Here is a 15,988-nt window from a genome sequence, read left to right on the forward strand (position 1 = left end):
TCCAAGTAAATATCCATTGGAAAATTTTTCAATGCTAAAATGTGAGAAAAAAAGAGCCATGCTTTGTTCGAGCATGGCTCCGCAATTGAAATTATGCGCTAGATTTTGTTGAGAATTTTTGAGAAATGACGTAGGCTAGCGTTGCGATCAGTAAAACCACTAGTAGTTGAATGGAGGGAGATTGAGCGATTACTGATTCTCCTCCTGCACTAGCAGTGGATGAAGATATATCAGGGACATAGAGAGTGGTTAGAACCCAGCCCGATATAATTTGAACTCCTATATACAATAGGATAAGACTTAAAATGAACACGATATATTTTTTCATAATTTCCACTCCTTTCCATACAATACGAAACCTATTGAAGAAAGTTTCATTTACCTTAAGGAGATTATTACATATAGAAAGATTGACTCAAGTCCAAACTTCAAGCTTCACTTTATAACAGCTCGCCTGTCTTACCAATGTTTGGTTGCCGCATTAACTTGTCACCTTTTGTATACTAATCACTTTTTTTATCCTTATACTTCGCTCATTATTTTTGCCTTGCATTATTTGCTCTAAGTCTATTTGGCTGTAGATAGTTATATCGTGTTCATTATAAGAATTGAAAATGAAATTTGAAAAAATCATTCCGTTCTTTAGCTCCAGCGTAACCAAATCCCCTAGATCTAAGTCTTTTAAAATTGGCAGTCTGGTGTGAATATTATGTAGCTGTATTTTCTTCAATTTATTATCAAAATAATTAAACCCCCATAATACAAGAAAGAATAAAATAACAGCTCCCCACCACCCAGTCAGATCGTAGACGGGATTGCTTATAGTTATAACGCAAAAAACAATCAAAAATTTGCAAAACAAATAGAACAGCTCCATTACATGCCTCTCCGATCTTCACTTCGTTTATCCTTTTTATTTCTTAATCATTGTCCAATGTGCCTTTTAACTTCGAAAGTCCATTTGTTCCTTATCTTCTCGAGCGAGTGTGCTTTTTCATTAAGCGTGACTTTCATTCTTCGTTACACTTCTATGTTGCCTGCTCCTAATATACCGTGGAAACGAATAATTATATAGTTAGTGCTTAATAATATCGCTCTCTATAAACCTATTTACGTCTTCGCTGCATGAAAGAAGTCACACATAATGTACTATTTGAACAGCCAAAAACCGCTAAGAACTTCTCAGCGGCTTTTGCTTTTATTCATATAGAAGAAACTTACATCCACCAACTCCATGTAACGATCAATGCGATAACCGATACGACAACAGAATCGATGACTGAGAGCGAGCGTTCTCTTCTGACTAGCATCGCGAGTACACCAGCAAACACCGCTACAACGAGCGATGCAACAGAAGCTAAGACGAGGAGCGTGAGCAGCAGGTTATTTGTCATCTCGCCTTCAAACGCCAGCGGCAATTCCTGGAATGCATCCACAAGGAAGATGACTAGCGCCAATAACAATGGGACAACCGTGAAGACAACTGAAATATTGCCTAGCTTGGATTTTGGCCATAGTTTCATATCCGCCTCCGCCTTTCCCCTTGCAATTTTCTTTCTGTTTAGTCTATTCCACCTGAGCTAGTTGTTTCCTGCCGAATCAATTGTAAAGTTTGTTAAAATCCGAGACGGCTGCGGACTTCGGCTGTATAGTTCTGGCTCACGGGAATCGTCGAGCCATCACGCAATGTCAACACATAGTTTGAGGCAACGTCTTTTGCAATCTCTTCTATATAATTCACGTTGACGATGAACGATCGGTGGACCGTCAAGAAATAATCAGGCAACTGTTCTTTCAGGTTCTTCAATGTATGGCTTGAACAATAGGGCTCTTCATCTGCATAGAACCAGGTTTTCTTTTGACTGCTTTCGATATGGGAAACTTTGTCGACCGGAATCGGGCGCCAACTATCGTCCTGCTTGCCTGTCAGAAAGGCGAGCGGTTTTTTTCTGCCGACCACATAGTCCGGCGGCAAGGTGATGACCAGCACCGCTTCTTTCCCATCTAGCGCAATCGGATAGCCGATTCCATAGTAGGCAGCGCCTAGAACGGATTTCTCCACATACATCTCTACTTTGCTTCCTTCTTTTGCAACGCGTGCCGCAATTGTGCCGGATGACACTGGCTGTCCTTCTTTAATAGAGAGATCATGAACCCCGGCTTTATAGTAGATATAGTGATTATCGGCTGCGACAGCGATCGATGCCTCCTTCGGAATCCAGTCCCCGATGATAAATCCTACCTGTTCTAATACAGTGTTTGCCATTGCCGTTTCCCCTTTCAAGTGTTTTCGTCCGAATATTCCGCCTTTCGTCGCTTTATAATGGCTCTTGTCGTTTTTTCAGGACAAGCGGAATATTCTGTTATATATTAATATACATCAAAACAAACTGTATTAATACAGTTTATGTTAGAAAATATTTTTACTCCAGAAAGGGATGGTTGGAATGGTAAACAAACAACAGCAAATCGAGGAATTAAACAAAACTTGGCAGGAAGATAAAAGATGGGAAAACATTGAACGCCCATACACAGCAGAAGATGTTGTGAAGCTTCGCGGTTCGGTCTTGATCGAGCACACACTTGCACAGCGTGGAGCTGAACGCCTCTACCGCCAGATTAATGAGATGCCGTTTGTAAACGCTTTAGGCGCACTTACCGGCAATCAGGCCATTCAACAAGTAAAAGCAGGACTGCAGGCGATTTACTTGAGCGGCTGGCAAGTAGCAGCGGATGCCAACTCCGCAGGACAGATGTACCCGGATCAGAGCTTGTACCCGGTTAATTCGGTTCCGGATGTTGTCCGTAAAATCAACCGTGCATTGCAGCGTGCAGATCAAATCGACAGCGTTGAAAACACAGAAGGCTTTGACTGGTTCGCACCGATCGTCGCGGATGCAGAAGCTGGATTCGGCGGACCACTTAATGTATACGAGTTGATGAAATCTATGATCGAAGCTGGCGCAGCTGGCGTCCACTTCGAAGACCAACTCGCTTCCGAGAAAAAATGCGGACACTTGGGCGGCAAAGTATTGCTTCCGACTCAAAACGCAGTGAAAAACTTGGTCTCTGCTAGACTTGCAGCTGACGTGATGGGAGTCCCAACGATCATCATCGCCCGTACAGACGCTGACGCAGCAGACTTGATCACTAGCGATATCGATGAGCGCGACCATCAGTTTATCACTGGTGAACGCACACCAGAAGGATTCTACCGCACAAACCCAGGGATCGACCAGGCAATCGCCCGCGGCCTTGCTTACGCACCATATGCTGACTTGATCTGGTGTGAAACTTCCCACCCGAACTTGGAAGAAGCACAGCAATTCGCGGATGCGATCCATGCACAGTTCCCTGGCAAGATGCTCGCTTACAACTGCTCGCCTTCATTCAACTGGGCAGCGAAGCTTGACGAAGAAACCATCGCTAAATACCAAGTGGAACTTGGCAAGATGGGCTATAAATTCCAATTCGTTACACTTGCTGGTTTCCATGCACTCAACCACAGCATGTTCGAACTGGCTCACGACTACAAAGACCACGGCATGGCCGCTTACTCGAAACTGCAGCAAGCTGAATTCGCTTCAGAAGAAAAAGGCTACACTGCGACGCGCCACCAGCGTGAAGTCGGAACGAGCTACTTCGATGAGATCTCACAAATCGTATCCGGTGGCACAAGTTCAACAACAGCCATGAAAGGTTCGACTGAAACAGAACAATTCCAGACAACGAAAGGGTGATTTGATTGCTGACGAAATCGAATGTACAGATTACAGGTGAAGCGGTTCCAGGCATGGAAGAGATTTTGACTCCCGAAGCACTGGAATTCATTGAAAAACTGCACACTCGTTTCGACAAGCGTCGGATCGAACTTTTGGAGAAACGCCAAGTGCGGCAGCAAGAACTCGATAGCGGCAAAAAGCTCGATTTTCTTCCTGAAACGAAAGATATCCGCGAAGGAGACTGGAAAATTGCTCCCCTTCCGGAAGATATGAAAGACCGCCGAGTGGAAATCACCGGCCCGACCAACCGCAAGATGCTCATCAACGCGCTGAATTCCGGCGCGAAGATGTTCATGGCCGACCTCGAAGATGCAACAGCTCCTAGCTGGTTCAACGTCATCGATGGCCAAATCAATTTACGGGACGCGGTTCGCCGCCAAATCGATTTTGAAATTCCTGAAACCGGCAAAAAGTATGCGCTGAATGAAAAAACAGCGGTGTTGATGGTGCGCCCACGCGGCTGGCACTTGCCAGAGAAGAACATTCTGATCGATGGCAAACCAGCATCCGGCAGCCTCGTCGACTTCGGCCTTTACTTTTTCCATAATGCAAAAGAGCTGATCAAACGCGGCACCGGCCCCTACTTCTATTTACCGAAACTCGAAAGCCATTTGGAAGCACGCCTCTGGAACGATGCCTTCATCTTTGCACAAGATGAGCTCGGCATCCCACAAGGCACAATCCGTGCAACAGTATTGATCGAAACGATCATGGCGGCATTTGAAATGGACGAAATCCTTTATGAACTGCGTAATCATTCGGCTGGCCTCAACTGTGGCCGCTGGGATTACATCTTCTCGGTCATCAAGCGGATGCGCAACAACCCGGATTACATTTTCCCGGACCGCTCGCAAGTGACAATGACGGTGCCATTCATGAAGGCGTATACGTCCCTTTGCATCAAAACTTGCCACAGACGAGGTGCTCCGGCGATGGGCGGAATGGCTGCACAAATTCCGGTCAAAGGCGATGATGAAGCCAATACAGCTGCTTTCAATAAAGTCGCTGAAGACAAACGCCGTGAAGTAACGGACGGGCATGATGGCACTTGGGTCGCCCACCCTGGCATGGTCCAGACGGCAATGGAGCAATTCGATAAATACATGCCGACGACGAACCAAATCGACAAACAGCGCGACGATGTTCACGTAACCGCAGAGCAACTGGTGGAAGTTCCAGAAGGATCGATCACCGAACAAGGCCTGCGCTCCAATATCTCGGTCGGCATCCAGTATATCGCCTCTTGGCTTTCCGGAAACGGCGCTGCACCAATCAACAACTTGATGGAAGATGCGGCCACAGCGGAAATTTCCCGCTCCCAAGTATGGCAATGGATTCGCCATCCAAAAGGCGTTCTAGAAGATGGACGCAAAGTCGATGTCAGCTTGTTCCACGAAGTCATCGAAGAAGAAGATGCTTTGATCAAAAGAGCGGTCGGCGAACAGCGCTACAACACCGGACACTACGCGGAAGCCCGCGAGTTGTTTACAAGTCTCACATTGCAAAGTGATTTTGCTGAATTCTTGACGCTGCCAGGGTACGAAAAACTACACTAAAAACTGGAGGAGATCACTATGAAAAACATGCAAACATTTGAGACGCGTACACGTAAAGAATGCCGGGAATGCGGTTGTGAAATCAAAGAACGCCGCGAATCAATCATATACGAATGCGAACGTTGCATCGCTAATAAAGACGAATAGAAAAAAGCTGAGGGCATCCCCTCAGCTTTTTCTTTTTCCTTTTTAATTTTGGTCGGATGCTTCGATACGGAACCTATCGTTTGTTTCGATGGCATTGAATACTTCGATATAACGCAGGCTTTTCCGCGGTGCAGTTTCGATTGCATTCGCACCTTGGCCTTCTTGGAGCGGCTGCTTAACGGGCTCTTCGATCGCCGTATCGTATTCCTCCATCAAACTTTGCAGTTCCCCGTAAGTGTTGATGCCTTTTTCCTTCTTCACTTCTTCAAATAAACGGTCTGCTTCCTCTTGCGTCAATTCCACGTAGCCGACCGTGATTCGTTGCTTTGTCATGTCTATACCCCCATGGTTGTCGTTTTCTTCTACATACCCTGTCGAAGAAAACAGCTAAACATAAATGGATAAAACTGGCTGCTTCCGCTATGATGGAAACAGTAGAATAATGAAAGTGGAGGGATTTTATGCGCGTTGCGATTTTCGATTTCGATGGCACTTTGTATGCAAAAGAAACATTTCAATTGATGATGAATCACTTGAAAAACCACCCGATCCATAGCCGCAGATACCGCAAGTTCTACCGCACGATCATGCCGCCTTATGTCGGCCATAAACTGAAAATCTATCCCGAAGCGAAGATGCGTGCGCGCTCTGTCCAGGCTTATTTGGCGGCACTTGAAACCTTCTCACGTGAAGAACTGGAAGAATACTTTGGTGAAATCGCCGACTTGATGCACGATGATTTCAACCACGAAGTCGTCGAACGCCTGAAACAGCACGTCTCCAATGAAGATTACTGCATGCTCGTCTCCGGTGCTTTCACGCCACTTTTGCATGCGGTGACGAAAAATCTGCCGATCGAGAAAATCATCGGCACTGAAGTTCCTTATGAAGCAAATATTCTGGCGCACCGGACGCCGGTCATTCACATCCAAGGCCCATTGAAAACCAAGAAAATCATGGAAGCACTCGGAGGAGAATCGATCGATTGGGCAAACAGCTACGCATATGGCGATAGTCATTCCGACTTACCTGTGCTAGAGCTCGTCGGCAATCCAGTCGCCGTGCGCCCAGAACCGAGGCTCCGCACCATTGCTTCCGAACGCAAATGGGAAATTATTTAAAATTGGACCGCTATATGCGGTTCTTTTTTATGAGGAGCTGCGCCATTCCAATAAACGGATGCCAATTGCCATGCAGACACCACCAAAGCCGAGCAGCAATAGCAGCGGCCATACAACCGCATCTAATCCATTGCCATAAACGGCGACACTGTTTAAAGCTTGAATGCCATACGTGATCGGCAGTACTTTTGAAATCCCCAGCAAAATATCATTGGTCACCAATTCTATCGGCCAAAACGCGCCGCCCACCATCGCCATGCCGGTCGCGACAATCGGAATGACCGCTCCCAATTGTTGAGGTTTGCTGATGACTGAGATGATCAACAATCCGAGTGCAACGATCGAAAAAGTGTAGCACGCCGCAATTAAAATCAATAGCCAAAAATGATTCCCGAGTTCAAATCCAAATACGAAACGGAATAATAAGAACAGTAATGTGATTTGTGAAAAGCCGATCAAAAAACTATAACCGAGATGTCCCATATACATTTGCCATGTTGAGACCGGTGAAATAATCATGCGGCTCCATGTGCCTGTGCGCTTTTCATCGACGATGCGCACGAGGCTGAACATGATCGTATAGATGACAAAGAACAAAGTCATCCCGAACAATAGCTGCAGTTCACCGTTATACTGAAAGCTGTCATCGTCTCCTTGAAGGGATTCAACCGACAAAGCGAGTGCCGGTTCCGACAATGATAATTCCACTTCACTGCGAATGTTCGGGGTATCTATTTGTGCATTTTCCAGGCGCAATTGTTCTGAATAGGTACGGCGGAGCAATGAATCCAACGTAAAACGCGCCGGATCTTCCCTGCCGACCAATAACCGGTAATCCGCTTCGAGCAGTTTGACTGCCTGCGAAACATCGCCTTCCGCTACATATGTACGGGCCTGTGATTCGGGCATCAGTTCAAAAAGAAATTGTCCTTCCTCGTTCAAGTGTTCAACCCACACTTGCGCCTCTGCACCGCTGACCGATTCACCCGCGAAAGCCGGTATGGTTTGCGGGCCGCTCGGATTGCCTGCTGCTGTAACGGATACAAAAATCACGGTAAGCCCGAACATTGCCAAAACGAGCAATGGCCTGCGGTAAAAACGCCGCCATTGCAATAGGAATACTGCCCTCATGAAGCGGCCCCCTTTCTAGGGAATAGCACCAAAGCCATCAGCAAGAATGCCGATGCCACAGCGGCAATCCGCGCAAGCGGGCCGGCCAACTGACTAATATCCGGCTCCAATAGCCAGGAGAAATAGGCGGATAGCGCCGCGCCGTTTGGAGTCCAATTGCCGATTGCACGCAACGCTTCCGGCATACCGTCCAGCGGCATAAAACTACCACCGATAAATGCCATAAGCGAAATGACGCCTCCGGAGAAAATTGCTGGAACAGCATCACTTTCGAGACGCAATGTAATGGCGACCATCAAAGCAGCAAGGCTGCCGACCGCTAATGCCAACACAACGGATATGAGGGCGGTTCCCGACCAGAATGCCCAAGAATCCGCCCGAAAAGTTTGGAACAATAATGCCGATAAACCGAATAATAACGTGAGCTGCACAAAGACAATGGCGGCGGCTGCGAGCGCTTTGCTGCCTAAATACATGAGCGGTGGGCGGTTCGACAAACGGATCCGGTCAAAGACCATCTGTTTTTGCTCAAGATTCGCCTGCCCCGCTATCGTCGATCCGACAAACAAAACAAACATGACTGCCATGCCGATTGTATAATACTGAAAAGAAGTGATCGGTTGCCGGGCGGTGATCGTTTCTATGCCGCCCGACACTTCCACTGTAGCCTCTTCTCCAGCCAATCGGGAAATCGAAGCTTCAAAGTTTACCGTTCTGACAAATTCCTCTAATAGCGATTGCAACACGTCCGCTCGAATCGAAGATGCATCTGCTACGAGCAATTCCAGTTCGCCTCCGCCCGAAGTGCCGAATAGCATATTTCTTAAGGAATCTTCAGTAAACCCCTCCGGTAAAGTGATCACCGCATCAATGCTTCCTTCTTCCAGGCTTTGCCGTGCTTGCACGTGGCCCATCCGGTTGACCGTCATCACTTCGCCCAAATTTTCATCCTCCAACATCGCCAGGAGCATCGTCTGTGGACTGGCCGATTCAGCCGCTTGTTTTAAAGCTTGTGATGCCTCTTGTGGAAGGCCCATTTCATCTACTTCGCTTTGAACTGCAGCCACTGCCTGCGCTTCATCCTCTTCCGCAACCAGCGCTATGTCCATTTCCAGTGCTTCCAAATCCCCTGAAAAAATACCTCTTAGAGAGAATCCTAGAATGGCAATAAGTAAAAATGGCATCACGAGAAGTATCATTAATTGGGAACGGTCACGGAGCAATAATACGATGTCTTTTATTAAAAACGCACCCATTTGCTCCCTCCTCAGTCCCGTAATGTCCGGCCAGTCAAACGTAGAAACACGTCTTCAAGCGTCGGTGTTTGGACGTTGACATTAATGATTTGTGCATCGTAGCGTTCGGCTTCGTGGAATAAAGTCCCGAGCAGGCGTGTGCCTTTTGGGATGATCAGCTTTAAGCTATGCTCTTCCGTTGTCGCCTGCTGTATCCCGTCGAGTTGGCCAAGTTTCTCGAACAGCTGCGGATAGTTTTGGTCAAATTCGATCAACACCGTTTCTTGCTCTGATAAAATGGCTTTTAGCTCTTCTTTCGTGCCATTGGCGATCACTTTCCCATGGTCCATAATGTAGACGCGGTCGCATAGCTTTTCGACTTCTTCTATATAGTGGCTCGTGTACAACACGGTCATGCCTTCTTCATGGTTGAGTTTGCGGATCGTTTCAAGCAGGTGGTTGCGCGATTGCGGATCGATGCCGACTGTCGGCTCATCCATGATGAGCACTTTAGGTTCATGCATCATCGCTGCAGCCAAGTTGACCCTGCGCTGCATGCCTCCTGAATAGTTTTTGACCAGTTCATTTTTCCGGTCAGCCAACCCGACAAGCTCCAGAACGTAAGAAATGCGCTCTTCAAGTTTTTTTCCGGACAACCCGTAGAGTCGCCCAAAAAACTTCAAGTTTTCATAAGCACTCAAATCCTCATACAAGGCGATTTTCTGTGGCACGACACCGAGCACACGGCGCAGTTCATCCGGGTTTTTCAAGACGCTTTTGCCGTTGAGACGCACATCGCCAGAGCTCGGTTTCATTAACGTGGAAATCAGTGAAATGGCAGTCGATTTGCCTGCCCCGTTTGGACCTAAAAGCCCAACCGATTCCCCTTCCTTAAGTTCGATGCTCACATGATTCACCGCAACTACATCTTTGAATTTCTTCGTCAACTTGTCCGTTTCGAGCATAAGGCACCTCTTCCCCTAAAAAATTGGTTAATTCCATCCTACTGTAAATCACATTAAATGCCATTATATTCTATAAATTGTTTATACTTCTACTCTTGCTGTAAGTTTACCGGACTAAAAAAAGACAGAGCACCTGAAAATGTGCCCTGTCTTTTCCATTCCACTAGTTCTGTTCAGCAAGGCTATCGCTCATTGTCTCCAGACAAACCCGCACGCCCCTTAGCAAATCCTCATGCGACCAGCTCGGAAGCCGGCCGTGTTCAATCGCCAATTGATGATCTGCCGGGATGTGAATAAAACCTGAGCGCATTGCCGGTTTCTTCGTGGCAGCGTAATGCAGCGCTTCATACATAATGTTATTGCATAGATATGCACCTGCTGTATTGGAGATTTCTGCCGGCAAGCCTGCCTTTTGCAACGCCTGTGTCATTTCACGCACCGGCAACGTCGACAAATAAGCGGCTGGCCCTTCAACAGAAATGGCTTCATCGACCGGCTGATAGCCTTCGTTATCGGCATCCCCGTCTTTAATATTCAACGCCACACGTTCCGGTGTTATCTTGTATCTTCCTGCAGCAAGGCCTAAGGAGACAACCGCATCGGGCCCTAGTTCTTCGATCCACTTCAAAGCCAACTCACCTGATTGATTAAAATCGACCGGCAAGATGCGGCTGATGATGCGGTAATCGCCAATCACTTCCCCATCCAGCCGTTGAGCGATTTTCATTGTCGGGTTGACTGTGTATTCCAAGAAAGGTTCGAAGCCTGTTAAAAGTAAAGTCTTCATTTGCTCACACTCCAATTTTTTAAAATTTCTGAATTAATAAATATTTATATATATGCATAAATACTATTCCTTTTGTGATTAGTCCGTGTTAAAATTCATTTTATCGAATAAACATACATTGGAGGAACTATTATGAAACAGTCATTTATCATCGCCGCCGGAGCTAGTGCTTTATTGCTTGCAGCTTGTGGACAAGAACAATCGGAATCAGGATCTGCAGAACAAAAGCAAGTATTGGAGATGGGCACATCCGCAGAATTCGCCCCATTCGAATCGCGCAATCCACAAGGGGACATTGTCGGCTTTGACATCGATCTTGCTAATTATATCGCAGATGAGCTTGGGGTTGAACTGGAAATCACGGATATGAAATTCGACGGCCTGATCGGCGCCTTGCAAAACGACCGCGTCGATTTGGTGCTTGCCGGCATGTCCGCAACGGATGCCCGCAAAGAAAACGTCGACTTTTCGACTGAATACAACCATTCCGGTGAAATGTTTGTTTCCCAAAAAGGCTCAGGTCTTGAAACGCTTGAAGACCTTGAAGGCTTGACCGTCGGGGTTCAGCTCGGCACGATCCAAGAAGAAGGTGCGAAAAGCATCATCGAAAACGAAGAGATCGATTTTGAATTGAAAGCGTTGGACGATTCTGGTGCGTTGATCCAAGAGATCCTGTCCGGGCGCATTGATGCCGCCTATATGGATAAGCAAGTGGCACTCGGCTATATCGAATCGCAAGGGCTTGATGCATTCGATGACCCGACAACTGCCTCTCCTGGCATGGCTGTCGCTTTCCCGAAAGGCAGCGATTTAGTGGATGACGTCAACGCAGTGCTCGCTGAAATGGAAGAGAACGGCAAGTTGGACGAACTGAAAGAAAAATGGCTGACGGACGAGCAATAAGCTCCGTCATTGGAAAAGAGTTGGAACTGTTATGAATCTGGATTTTTCGCAAATCATCCCTTATATTCCATTCATGCTCGAAGGAATATGGGTCACATTAAAATTCGTTTTTTTCGCAATCATCCTCGGCTCGATTCTTGGAACGCTGCTGGCGCTCTTTAAGATCGGCGCCATCAAACCATTGAGATGGTTTGCGGATGGTTATACATCGATTTTTCGCGGCACGCCGCTCATCTTGCAGTTGATGATCATCTATTATTCTATCCCGCAATTGACCGGCTACGATATTTCGCCGTTTCTGTCGGCGATTCTCGCATTCGGGCTGAATTCATCCGCTTATATATCCGAAATCATCCGCGCCGGCATCCAAGCGGTCGACAAAGGCCAGTTAGAAGCCGCGCAAGCGTTGGGCGTGCCTTACGGAGCGATGATGAAAGACATTATTTTGCCGCAGGCACTGAAAAATATCCTGCCGGCATTGATGAATGAATTCATCACCTTAACAAAAGAATCCGCCATCGTTTCCACAATCGGCTATTTGGATTTGATGCGCCGTGCACAAGTGGTCGGCGCGGACTTGTTCCGCAACTTTGAGCCGCTGTTATTTGTTGGCGTCATCTATTGGTGCCTGGTCATGGGCCTCACAGTGGTCGGCCGCATGGTGGAGAGGAGGTTGAAGTTGAGTGATTAATGTACAAGCACTATCAAAAAAATTCGGCGATAATCTCGTGTTGAGTGACATTACGACTTCTGTCAAAAAAGGAGAAGTCGTCGCCATTATCGGGCCATCAGGATCAGGCAAATCGACATTTTTGCGTTGCTTGAACCTGCTCGAAACCCCGACTTCCGGAACAATTGAAATCAACGGCAAAAACTTGACCGCTTCCAAAAAGGAAATCCATAAAATCCGCCAGCAAATCGGTATGGTCTTCCAGCATTTTCATCTATTTCCGCATATGACCGTGCTGGAAAACTTGATGTATGCCCCGGTAAAAGCAAAAGGAACGAACAAAAATGAGGCGCGGGAAAAAGCCCAGCAACTTCTCAAGCGCGTCGGTTTGGCTCAAAAAGCTTCGGCCTATCCAAACAGCTTGTCCGGCGGCCAAAAACAACGCGTTGCCATCGCCCGCGCCCTTGCCATGGAACCGCAACTCATGCTATTTGATGAACCGACTTCTGCGCTCGATCCGGAAATGGTCAAGGAAGTTCTTGAAGTCATGAAAGATTTAGCGAAAACCGGCATGACGATGGTCGTCGTTACGCATGAAATGGGCTTTGCGCGTGAAGTCGCAGACCGTGTGCTGTTTTTAGACCATTGCATACTCGTCGAAGAAGGCCATCCGGCTGCATTCTTTCAACGGCCTGAAAGCGAACGCGCACGGGACTTTCTGGATAAAGTGCTGTAAACGCACAGCAATTGTTCATGCGATGCTCAAAACTCCACCCGGATTTCCCCTATCGGCCATGCTATAATCGGTAAGGCAGGAAATACCCGAAACTAGAGGTGGAAAATAGTGTTCAAAAAGATTGTCATATTAGCGATTACATTGTTCTTCATGGTGCTCATTATTTTTACAGCAATCATGTTTTTGAAAAGTGAAGAAACACTTTACACGTACGAAGATCTTGCGGTGAGTATCGATAAGCCGCAGTTTATCACCATCGGAGATGCCCAAACCGAATCGCAAGGCGCTGTGACAGAAAAAGTTCATGTGTTAAGCTTCCTGACACTGTCGATCGGTTCACTGACCATTACCGAACAGCAATTGCCGAACGGTGACATTATGCTCTTCGATAAAGTCGACAATAGCGGATGGATGCCCTTTACGGTAACAGTGAAACTGACTGGCCTTGAGGATGCGACCGTTACCCGTTGGAACGAAGAACCGATGCTCCAAGCGGATGAAGCCATATACGGCAACGATGTGACGCGCAACCCATACGGCACCGTTAGAACCGACAGCACCGAGACCTTGGTCGGGAATATTTACGTTTCCCGTGAGCTTACGCTCGGCAACGGAGATCGCGTTCAGGAACTTCGACACGAGATCCACGAATTCACGGTAGAAGAAGGCATCCTATCGAAAAGCTTCTGGCTGCCGCCTAAGCACCAGAGCGAAAGCTGGATGCTGATTTCAAGTGAAGCGCTTTTCGATTCCCCTGAAACTGAAACCGACTGGGTTCAATTTGCGAACGCCAACCGGCGCGAGCAATTCAACTGGTTAACACCTGTTGGGCCCCGCCAAAAAATTGCATTGACGGAAGACCTCCGGACCGAACTAGCCTACGCTATACCGGATCAGCCGGAAGCAGCGTATACGGAATGGTTCGAACAAAGCTCTGCACGCTATTTTGAATCGATGGCCCAATATTTAGCCCAGTAGTCTCCCCCTTGACCGTTCCATGCGGCCAAGGTTTTTTTGTGCTGACAACCAAAATTGCTTTTCTTTAATAAAGAAAGAGTACGCAAGATATTGACAAAAGCTGCTTCATCACAGATTGTTTCCATATTGCAAGTCAAAAAAATATCAAATAAACAGAATAGTCTGTATAATGGAAGTGATAAAGAAATGTCCGTCGTTGTGGCGATTTGCATACGAAGGAGGCTAAAACATCATGGAACGCAAATGGGTCGAACGAAAAGAAATGGAACTGCGGCTTGATGAAGAATTTAACGCGATTCTGAACATGATCGGTGAAGGCGGTCCTGATTACACAATCAATGACGAAGACATGAAACCTCAAGAATTGAAAGATTGGCTCGCTGAAGAGTTCGATTCGATCTTGAATATGATTGGCGAAGGCGGTCCCGATTACGCAAGAAACGATGAAGATATCGAAATGCAAATCATGAAACACGACGAAGCCAAGCCGCAAGACCTTCACTGATCATCTCTCCCCTTCTTAATCGGAGGGGTTTTCTAATATGAAAAAAACACCAGCTTATGAGCTGGTGTTTTCTTTATTCCATCATGTCCGCAAGCAAAGACCAAGAATGCAAGCGGTCTTCTTGGTAAAAGATTGGTGAATTGACAATCACTTCGTTGGCGCGGGTTTTCGAGATAAAGGCAGCGAGTTTCTCACGGACCAAATCTGGCGTACCGACAATCATCGATTCGGATTTTAGTTTATCACGGAACATGACAATTTCACGAGGAGTCCACACCGATCCGAGGTCATCAATCGGCGGCTGGAATGTCGTCGGTTCGCCTTTCATGAGTGAAAACATCTGCTGCTGCGAAGACGTGGCGAGCCATTCCGCACGCTCTTGCGTATCAGCGACAATGAGTGACACGCCAACCATCGCATATGGGCTATCCAAGGCCGCGGACGGCTTGAAGTTCTGGTGGTACAATTGCAGCGCCTGCATCGTATAATCCGGCGCGAAATGGCTGGCAAATGAAAACGGCAAGCCTTTTTGCGCGGCGAGTTGTGCACTGAACCCGCTGGAGCCTAACAGCCAAAGCGGAATGTTCATGCCTGTTCCCGGGTAGGCCCGGACTTTCCCGACGGGGTTATCGGAGAAATAATTCTCCAATTCCAGCACTTGTTGGGGAAATTCATCGCCTGTACTGTGAAGCGTACGGCGCAGTGCGTAAGCCGTCGCCTGATCGCTTCCTGGCGCGCGGCCAAGACCGAGGTCGATGCGATCCGGATAAAGTGAAGCAAGTGTTCCGAATTGCTCTGCGATAACGAGCGGTGCGTGGTTCGGCAGCATGACGCCGCCCGAGCCGACACGGATCGAGTTGGTTTTTCCGGCGATATGCCCGATCAATACGGACGTTGCCGAACTGCCGATTCCTGGCATATTGTGATGCTCCGCCAGCCAGTAGCGGTTGAATCCAAGTTTTTCGACGTGCTGCGCAAGTTCTACGCTATTTGCAAATGACTCCGTTGCGGTGCTGCCCAAATTGACTGGCGCCAAATCGAGCACAGCCACAGGAATCTGCTGAAATGTTTTTTGTGTCATATCTTTAAGCACTCCTTTACCTTCCCTATTGTACAGCTCAATATCCGGAAGGCGTATGAAAATGCTCAGAGCTCGAAAATCCATCGTCGGGAATGCTTATACGACCCATTTGAGGAAAACCCATGAGCAAAATAGAATCTGCACCCAAATCGCCGTATTCAGCAAAAAGAGGGTCGAGTACGAAAGCGTTGTTGCTTTATGTTTATAGAAATAGGTAGTAATAAGGATTGCAGCCGCAACCCATAATGGAATCAACCATAAAAATCCAGGTTCAACGAAGCGTTCATTCGTGTAATTCTCCCCGATAGCCCCTTCTGCGAAAAACATGGAAATCGATATAGCCACAAACCCGCTGAACAATAAGTTTCCCCAGAATAAGAAAACTTTCATT

Annotated in this window: 19 protein-coding genes; 9 read left to right on the forward strand and 10 right to left on the reverse strand. The window is 47.3% G+C overall.

Going from position 1 to position 15,988, the window contains the following annotated elements; translation table 11 throughout:
• Positions 1 to 91 precede the first annotated feature (91 nt).
• From ACFO5U_RS07690 to ACFO5U_RS07700, 3 genes are all read right to left on the reverse strand, one after another.
• The gene (locus ACFO5U_RS07690; RefSeq protein ID WP_377278122.1) at positions 92 to 328 is read right to left on the reverse strand and encodes a hypothetical protein; all 237 of its coding nucleotides are present in this window, start codon (positions 326 to 328) and stop codon (positions 92 to 94) included.
• An 889-nt stretch (positions 329 to 1,217) separates the two neighbouring features.
• On the reverse strand, positions 1,218 to 1,523 hold the full coding sequence (locus tag ACFO5U_RS07695; protein ID WP_377278124.1) for a hypothetical protein: 306 nt from the start codon (positions 1,521 to 1,523) through the stop codon (positions 1,218 to 1,220).
• A 92-nt stretch (positions 1,524 to 1,615) separates the two neighbouring features.
• The gene (locus ACFO5U_RS07700) at positions 1,616 to 2,266 is read right to left on the reverse strand and encodes a LytTR family DNA-binding domain-containing protein (protein ID WP_377278126.1); all 651 of its coding nucleotides are present in this window, start codon (positions 2,264 to 2,266) and stop codon (positions 1,616 to 1,618) included.
• Positions 2,267 to 2,447: 181 nt separating this feature from the next.
• On the opposite strand from ACFO5U_RS07700, the gene aceA reads away from it, so the two are divergent.
• From aceA to ACFO5U_RS07715, 3 genes are read left to right on the forward strand one after another with little or no spacing between them, the layout of a single operon-like run.
• A complete protein-coding gene (aceA, locus tag ACFO5U_RS07705; protein ID WP_377278128.1) occupies positions 2,448 to 3,740 on the forward strand; it encodes an isocitrate lyase in 1,293 nt (430 codons plus the stop codon).
• A 5-nt stretch (positions 3,741 to 3,745) separates the two neighbouring features.
• Positions 3,746 to 5,338 (forward strand): malate synthase A, encoded by a 1,593-nt coding sequence (gene aceB / locus ACFO5U_RS07710; protein ID WP_377278130.1) that lies wholly within the window; start codon positions 3,746 to 3,748, stop codon positions 5,336 to 5,338.
• Between the two features lie 18 nt (positions 5,339 to 5,356).
• Entirely contained in the window at positions 5,357 to 5,485 is a 129-nt protein-coding gene (locus tag ACFO5U_RS07715; protein WP_194098862.1) for a YhfH family protein, read from the forward strand.
• A gap of 42 nt (positions 5,486 to 5,527) precedes the next feature.
• On the opposite strand, the gene ACFO5U_RS07720 is transcribed toward ACFO5U_RS07715, so the two are convergent.
• Complete coding sequence (locus ACFO5U_RS07720; RefSeq protein ID WP_377278132.1) at positions 5,528 to 5,818, reverse strand: hypothetical protein; 291 nt, start codon at positions 5,816 to 5,818, stop codon at positions 5,528 to 5,530.
• A 128-nt stretch (positions 5,819 to 5,946) separates the two neighbouring features.
• Here ACFO5U_RS07720 and ACFO5U_RS07725 point away from each other — a divergent pair, with 128 nt between their 5' ends.
• Positions 5,947 to 6,606: an HAD family hydrolase gene (locus ACFO5U_RS07725; protein WP_377278134.1), complete on the forward strand. Its 660-nt coding sequence runs from the start codon at positions 5,947 to 5,949 to the stop codon at positions 6,604 to 6,606.
• A gap of 27 nt (positions 6,607 to 6,633) precedes the next feature.
• Here ACFO5U_RS07725 and ACFO5U_RS07730 read toward each other — a convergent pair whose 3' ends face one another.
• The 4 genes from ACFO5U_RS07730 to pcp form a co-directional block, all read right to left on the reverse strand.
• A complete protein-coding gene (locus tag ACFO5U_RS07730) occupies positions 6,634 to 7,737 on the reverse strand; it encodes an ABC transporter permease (protein WP_377278136.1) in 1,104 nt (367 codons plus the stop codon).
• Positions 7,734 to 8,993, reverse strand: a complete 1,260-nt coding sequence (locus ACFO5U_RS07735) for an ABC transporter permease (protein WP_377278138.1) — start codon at positions 8,991 to 8,993, stop codon at positions 7,734 to 7,736. Before ACFO5U_RS07735 ends, ACFO5U_RS07730 begins: the two co-directional genes overlap by 4 nt.
• Before the next feature lie 11 nt (positions 8,994 to 9,004).
• Entirely contained in the window at positions 9,005 to 9,937 is a 933-nt protein-coding gene (locus ACFO5U_RS07740) for an ABC transporter ATP-binding protein (RefSeq protein WP_377278140.1), read from the reverse strand.
• A 163-nt stretch (positions 9,938 to 10,100) separates the two neighbouring features.
• A complete protein-coding gene (pcp, locus tag ACFO5U_RS07745; protein WP_377278142.1) occupies positions 10,101 to 10,724 on the reverse strand; it encodes a pyroglutamyl-peptidase I in 624 nt (207 codons plus the stop codon).
• Positions 10,725 to 10,856: 132 nt separating this feature from the next.
• Here pcp and ACFO5U_RS07750 point away from each other — a divergent pair, with 132 nt between their 5' ends.
• The 5 genes from ACFO5U_RS07750 to ACFO5U_RS07770 all read left to right on the forward strand — a co-directional run bounded on the left by ACFO5U_RS07750 (position 10,857) and on the right by ACFO5U_RS07770 (position 14,516).
• The gene (locus tag ACFO5U_RS07750) at positions 10,857 to 11,627 is read left to right on the forward strand and encodes an ABC transporter substrate-binding protein (RefSeq protein WP_377278144.1); all 771 of its coding nucleotides are present in this window, start codon (positions 10,857 to 10,859) and stop codon (positions 11,625 to 11,627) included.
• A gap of 31 nt (positions 11,628 to 11,658) precedes the next feature.
• Positions 11,659 to 12,318 carry an amino acid ABC transporter permease gene (locus tag ACFO5U_RS07755; protein ID WP_377278146.1) on the forward strand — a complete coding sequence of 220 codons (660 nt, stop codon included), beginning with the start codon at positions 11,659 to 11,661 and terminating at the stop codon, positions 12,316 to 12,318.
• Positions 12,311 to 13,033 carry an amino acid ABC transporter ATP-binding protein gene (locus ACFO5U_RS07760; RefSeq protein ID WP_377278148.1) on the forward strand — a complete coding sequence of 241 codons (723 nt, stop codon included), beginning with the start codon at positions 12,311 to 12,313 and terminating at the stop codon, positions 13,031 to 13,033. The genes ACFO5U_RS07755 and ACFO5U_RS07760 overlap by 8 nt, the downstream gene beginning before the upstream one ends.
• Positions 13,034 to 13,141: 108 nt before the next feature.
• Positions 13,142 to 14,011, forward strand: a complete 870-nt coding sequence (locus ACFO5U_RS07765; protein ID WP_377278150.1) for a hypothetical protein — start codon at positions 13,142 to 13,144, stop codon at positions 14,009 to 14,011.
• A 232-nt stretch (positions 14,012 to 14,243) separates the two neighbouring features.
• Positions 14,244 to 14,516: a hypothetical protein gene (locus ACFO5U_RS07770; protein WP_377278151.1), complete on the forward strand. Its 273-nt coding sequence runs from the start codon at positions 14,244 to 14,246 to the stop codon at positions 14,514 to 14,516.
• Between the two features lie 73 nt (positions 14,517 to 14,589).
• Here the strand turns inward: ACFO5U_RS07770 and ACFO5U_RS07775 are convergent, their stop codons facing one another.
• The gene (locus tag ACFO5U_RS07775) at positions 14,590 to 15,597 is read right to left on the reverse strand and encodes an LLM class flavin-dependent oxidoreductase (RefSeq protein ID WP_377278153.1); all 1,008 of its coding nucleotides are present in this window, start codon (positions 15,595 to 15,597) and stop codon (positions 14,590 to 14,592) included.
• Positions 15,598 to 15,693: 96 nt separating this feature from the next.
• A complete protein-coding gene (locus ACFO5U_RS07780) occupies positions 15,694 to 15,987 on the reverse strand; it encodes a hypothetical protein (protein ID WP_377278155.1) in 294 nt (97 codons plus the stop codon).
• Between the last annotated feature and the right edge of the window lies 1 nt (position 15,988).

It is taken from the genome of Planococcus dechangensis (assembly GCF_042654465.1).
GTDB classification, from domain to species: Bacteria; Bacillota; Bacilli; order Bacillales_A; family Planococcaceae; genus Planococcus; species Planococcus dechangensis.

Bases quoted from the DNA above. Each gene is read 5' to 3' on its own strand.
- ACFO5U_RS07755 (WP_377278146.1), top strand. From the start codon at position 11,659: ATGAATCTGGATTTTTCGCAAATCATCCCTTATATTCCATTCATGCTC.
- ACFO5U_RS07770 (WP_377278151.1), top strand. From the start codon at position 14,244: ATGGAACGCAAATGGGTCGAACGAAAAGAAATGGAACTGCGGCTTGAT.
- ACFO5U_RS07750 (WP_377278144.1), top strand. From the start codon at position 10,857: ATGAAACAGTCATTTATCATCGCCGCCGGAGCTAGTGCTTTATTGCTT.
- ACFO5U_RS07715 (WP_194098862.1), top strand. From the start codon at position 5,357: ATGAAAAACATGCAAACATTTGAGACGCGTACACGTAAAGAATGCCGG.
- ACFO5U_RS07725 (WP_377278134.1), top strand. From the start codon at position 5,947: ATGCGCGTTGCGATTTTCGATTTCGATGGCACTTTGTATGCAAAAGAA.
- ACFO5U_RS07775 (WP_377278153.1), bottom strand. From the start codon at position 15,597: ATGACACAAAAAACATTTCAGCAGATTCCTGTGGCTGTGCTCGATTTG.
- ACFO5U_RS07695 (WP_377278124.1), bottom strand. From the start codon at position 1,523: ATGAAACTATGGCCAAAATCCAAGCTAGGCAATATTTCAGTTGTCTTC.
- pcp (WP_377278142.1), bottom strand. From the start codon at position 10,724: ATGAAGACTTTACTTTTAACAGGCTTCGAACCTTTCTTGGAATACACA.
- ACFO5U_RS07735 (WP_377278138.1), bottom strand. From the start codon at position 8,993: ATGGGTGCGTTTTTAATAAAAGACATCGTATTATTGCTCCGTGACCGT.
- ACFO5U_RS07740 (WP_377278140.1), bottom strand. From the start codon at position 9,937: ATGCTCGAAACGGACAAGTTGACGAAGAAATTCAAAGATGTAGTTGCG.
- ACFO5U_RS07700 (WP_377278126.1), bottom strand. From the start codon at position 2,266: ATGGCAAACACTGTATTAGAACAGGTAGGATTTATCATCGGGGACTGG.
- ACFO5U_RS07730 (WP_377278136.1), bottom strand. From the start codon at position 7,737: ATGAGGGCAGTATTCCTATTGCAATGGCGGCGTTTTTACCGCAGGCCA.
- ACFO5U_RS07780 (WP_377278155.1), bottom strand. From the start codon at position 15,987: ATGAAAGTTTTCTTATTCTGGGGAAACTTATTGTTCAGCGGGTTTGTG.
- ACFO5U_RS07690 (WP_377278122.1), bottom strand. From the start codon at position 328: ATGAAAAAATATATCGTGTTCATTTTAAGTCTTATCCTATTGTATATA.
- aceA (WP_377278128.1), top strand. From the start codon at position 2,448: ATGGTAAACAAACAACAGCAAATCGAGGAATTAAACAAAACTTGGCAG.
- ACFO5U_RS07720 (WP_377278132.1), bottom strand. From the start codon at position 5,818: ATGACAAAGCAACGAATCACGGTCGGCTACGTGGAATTGACGCAAGAG.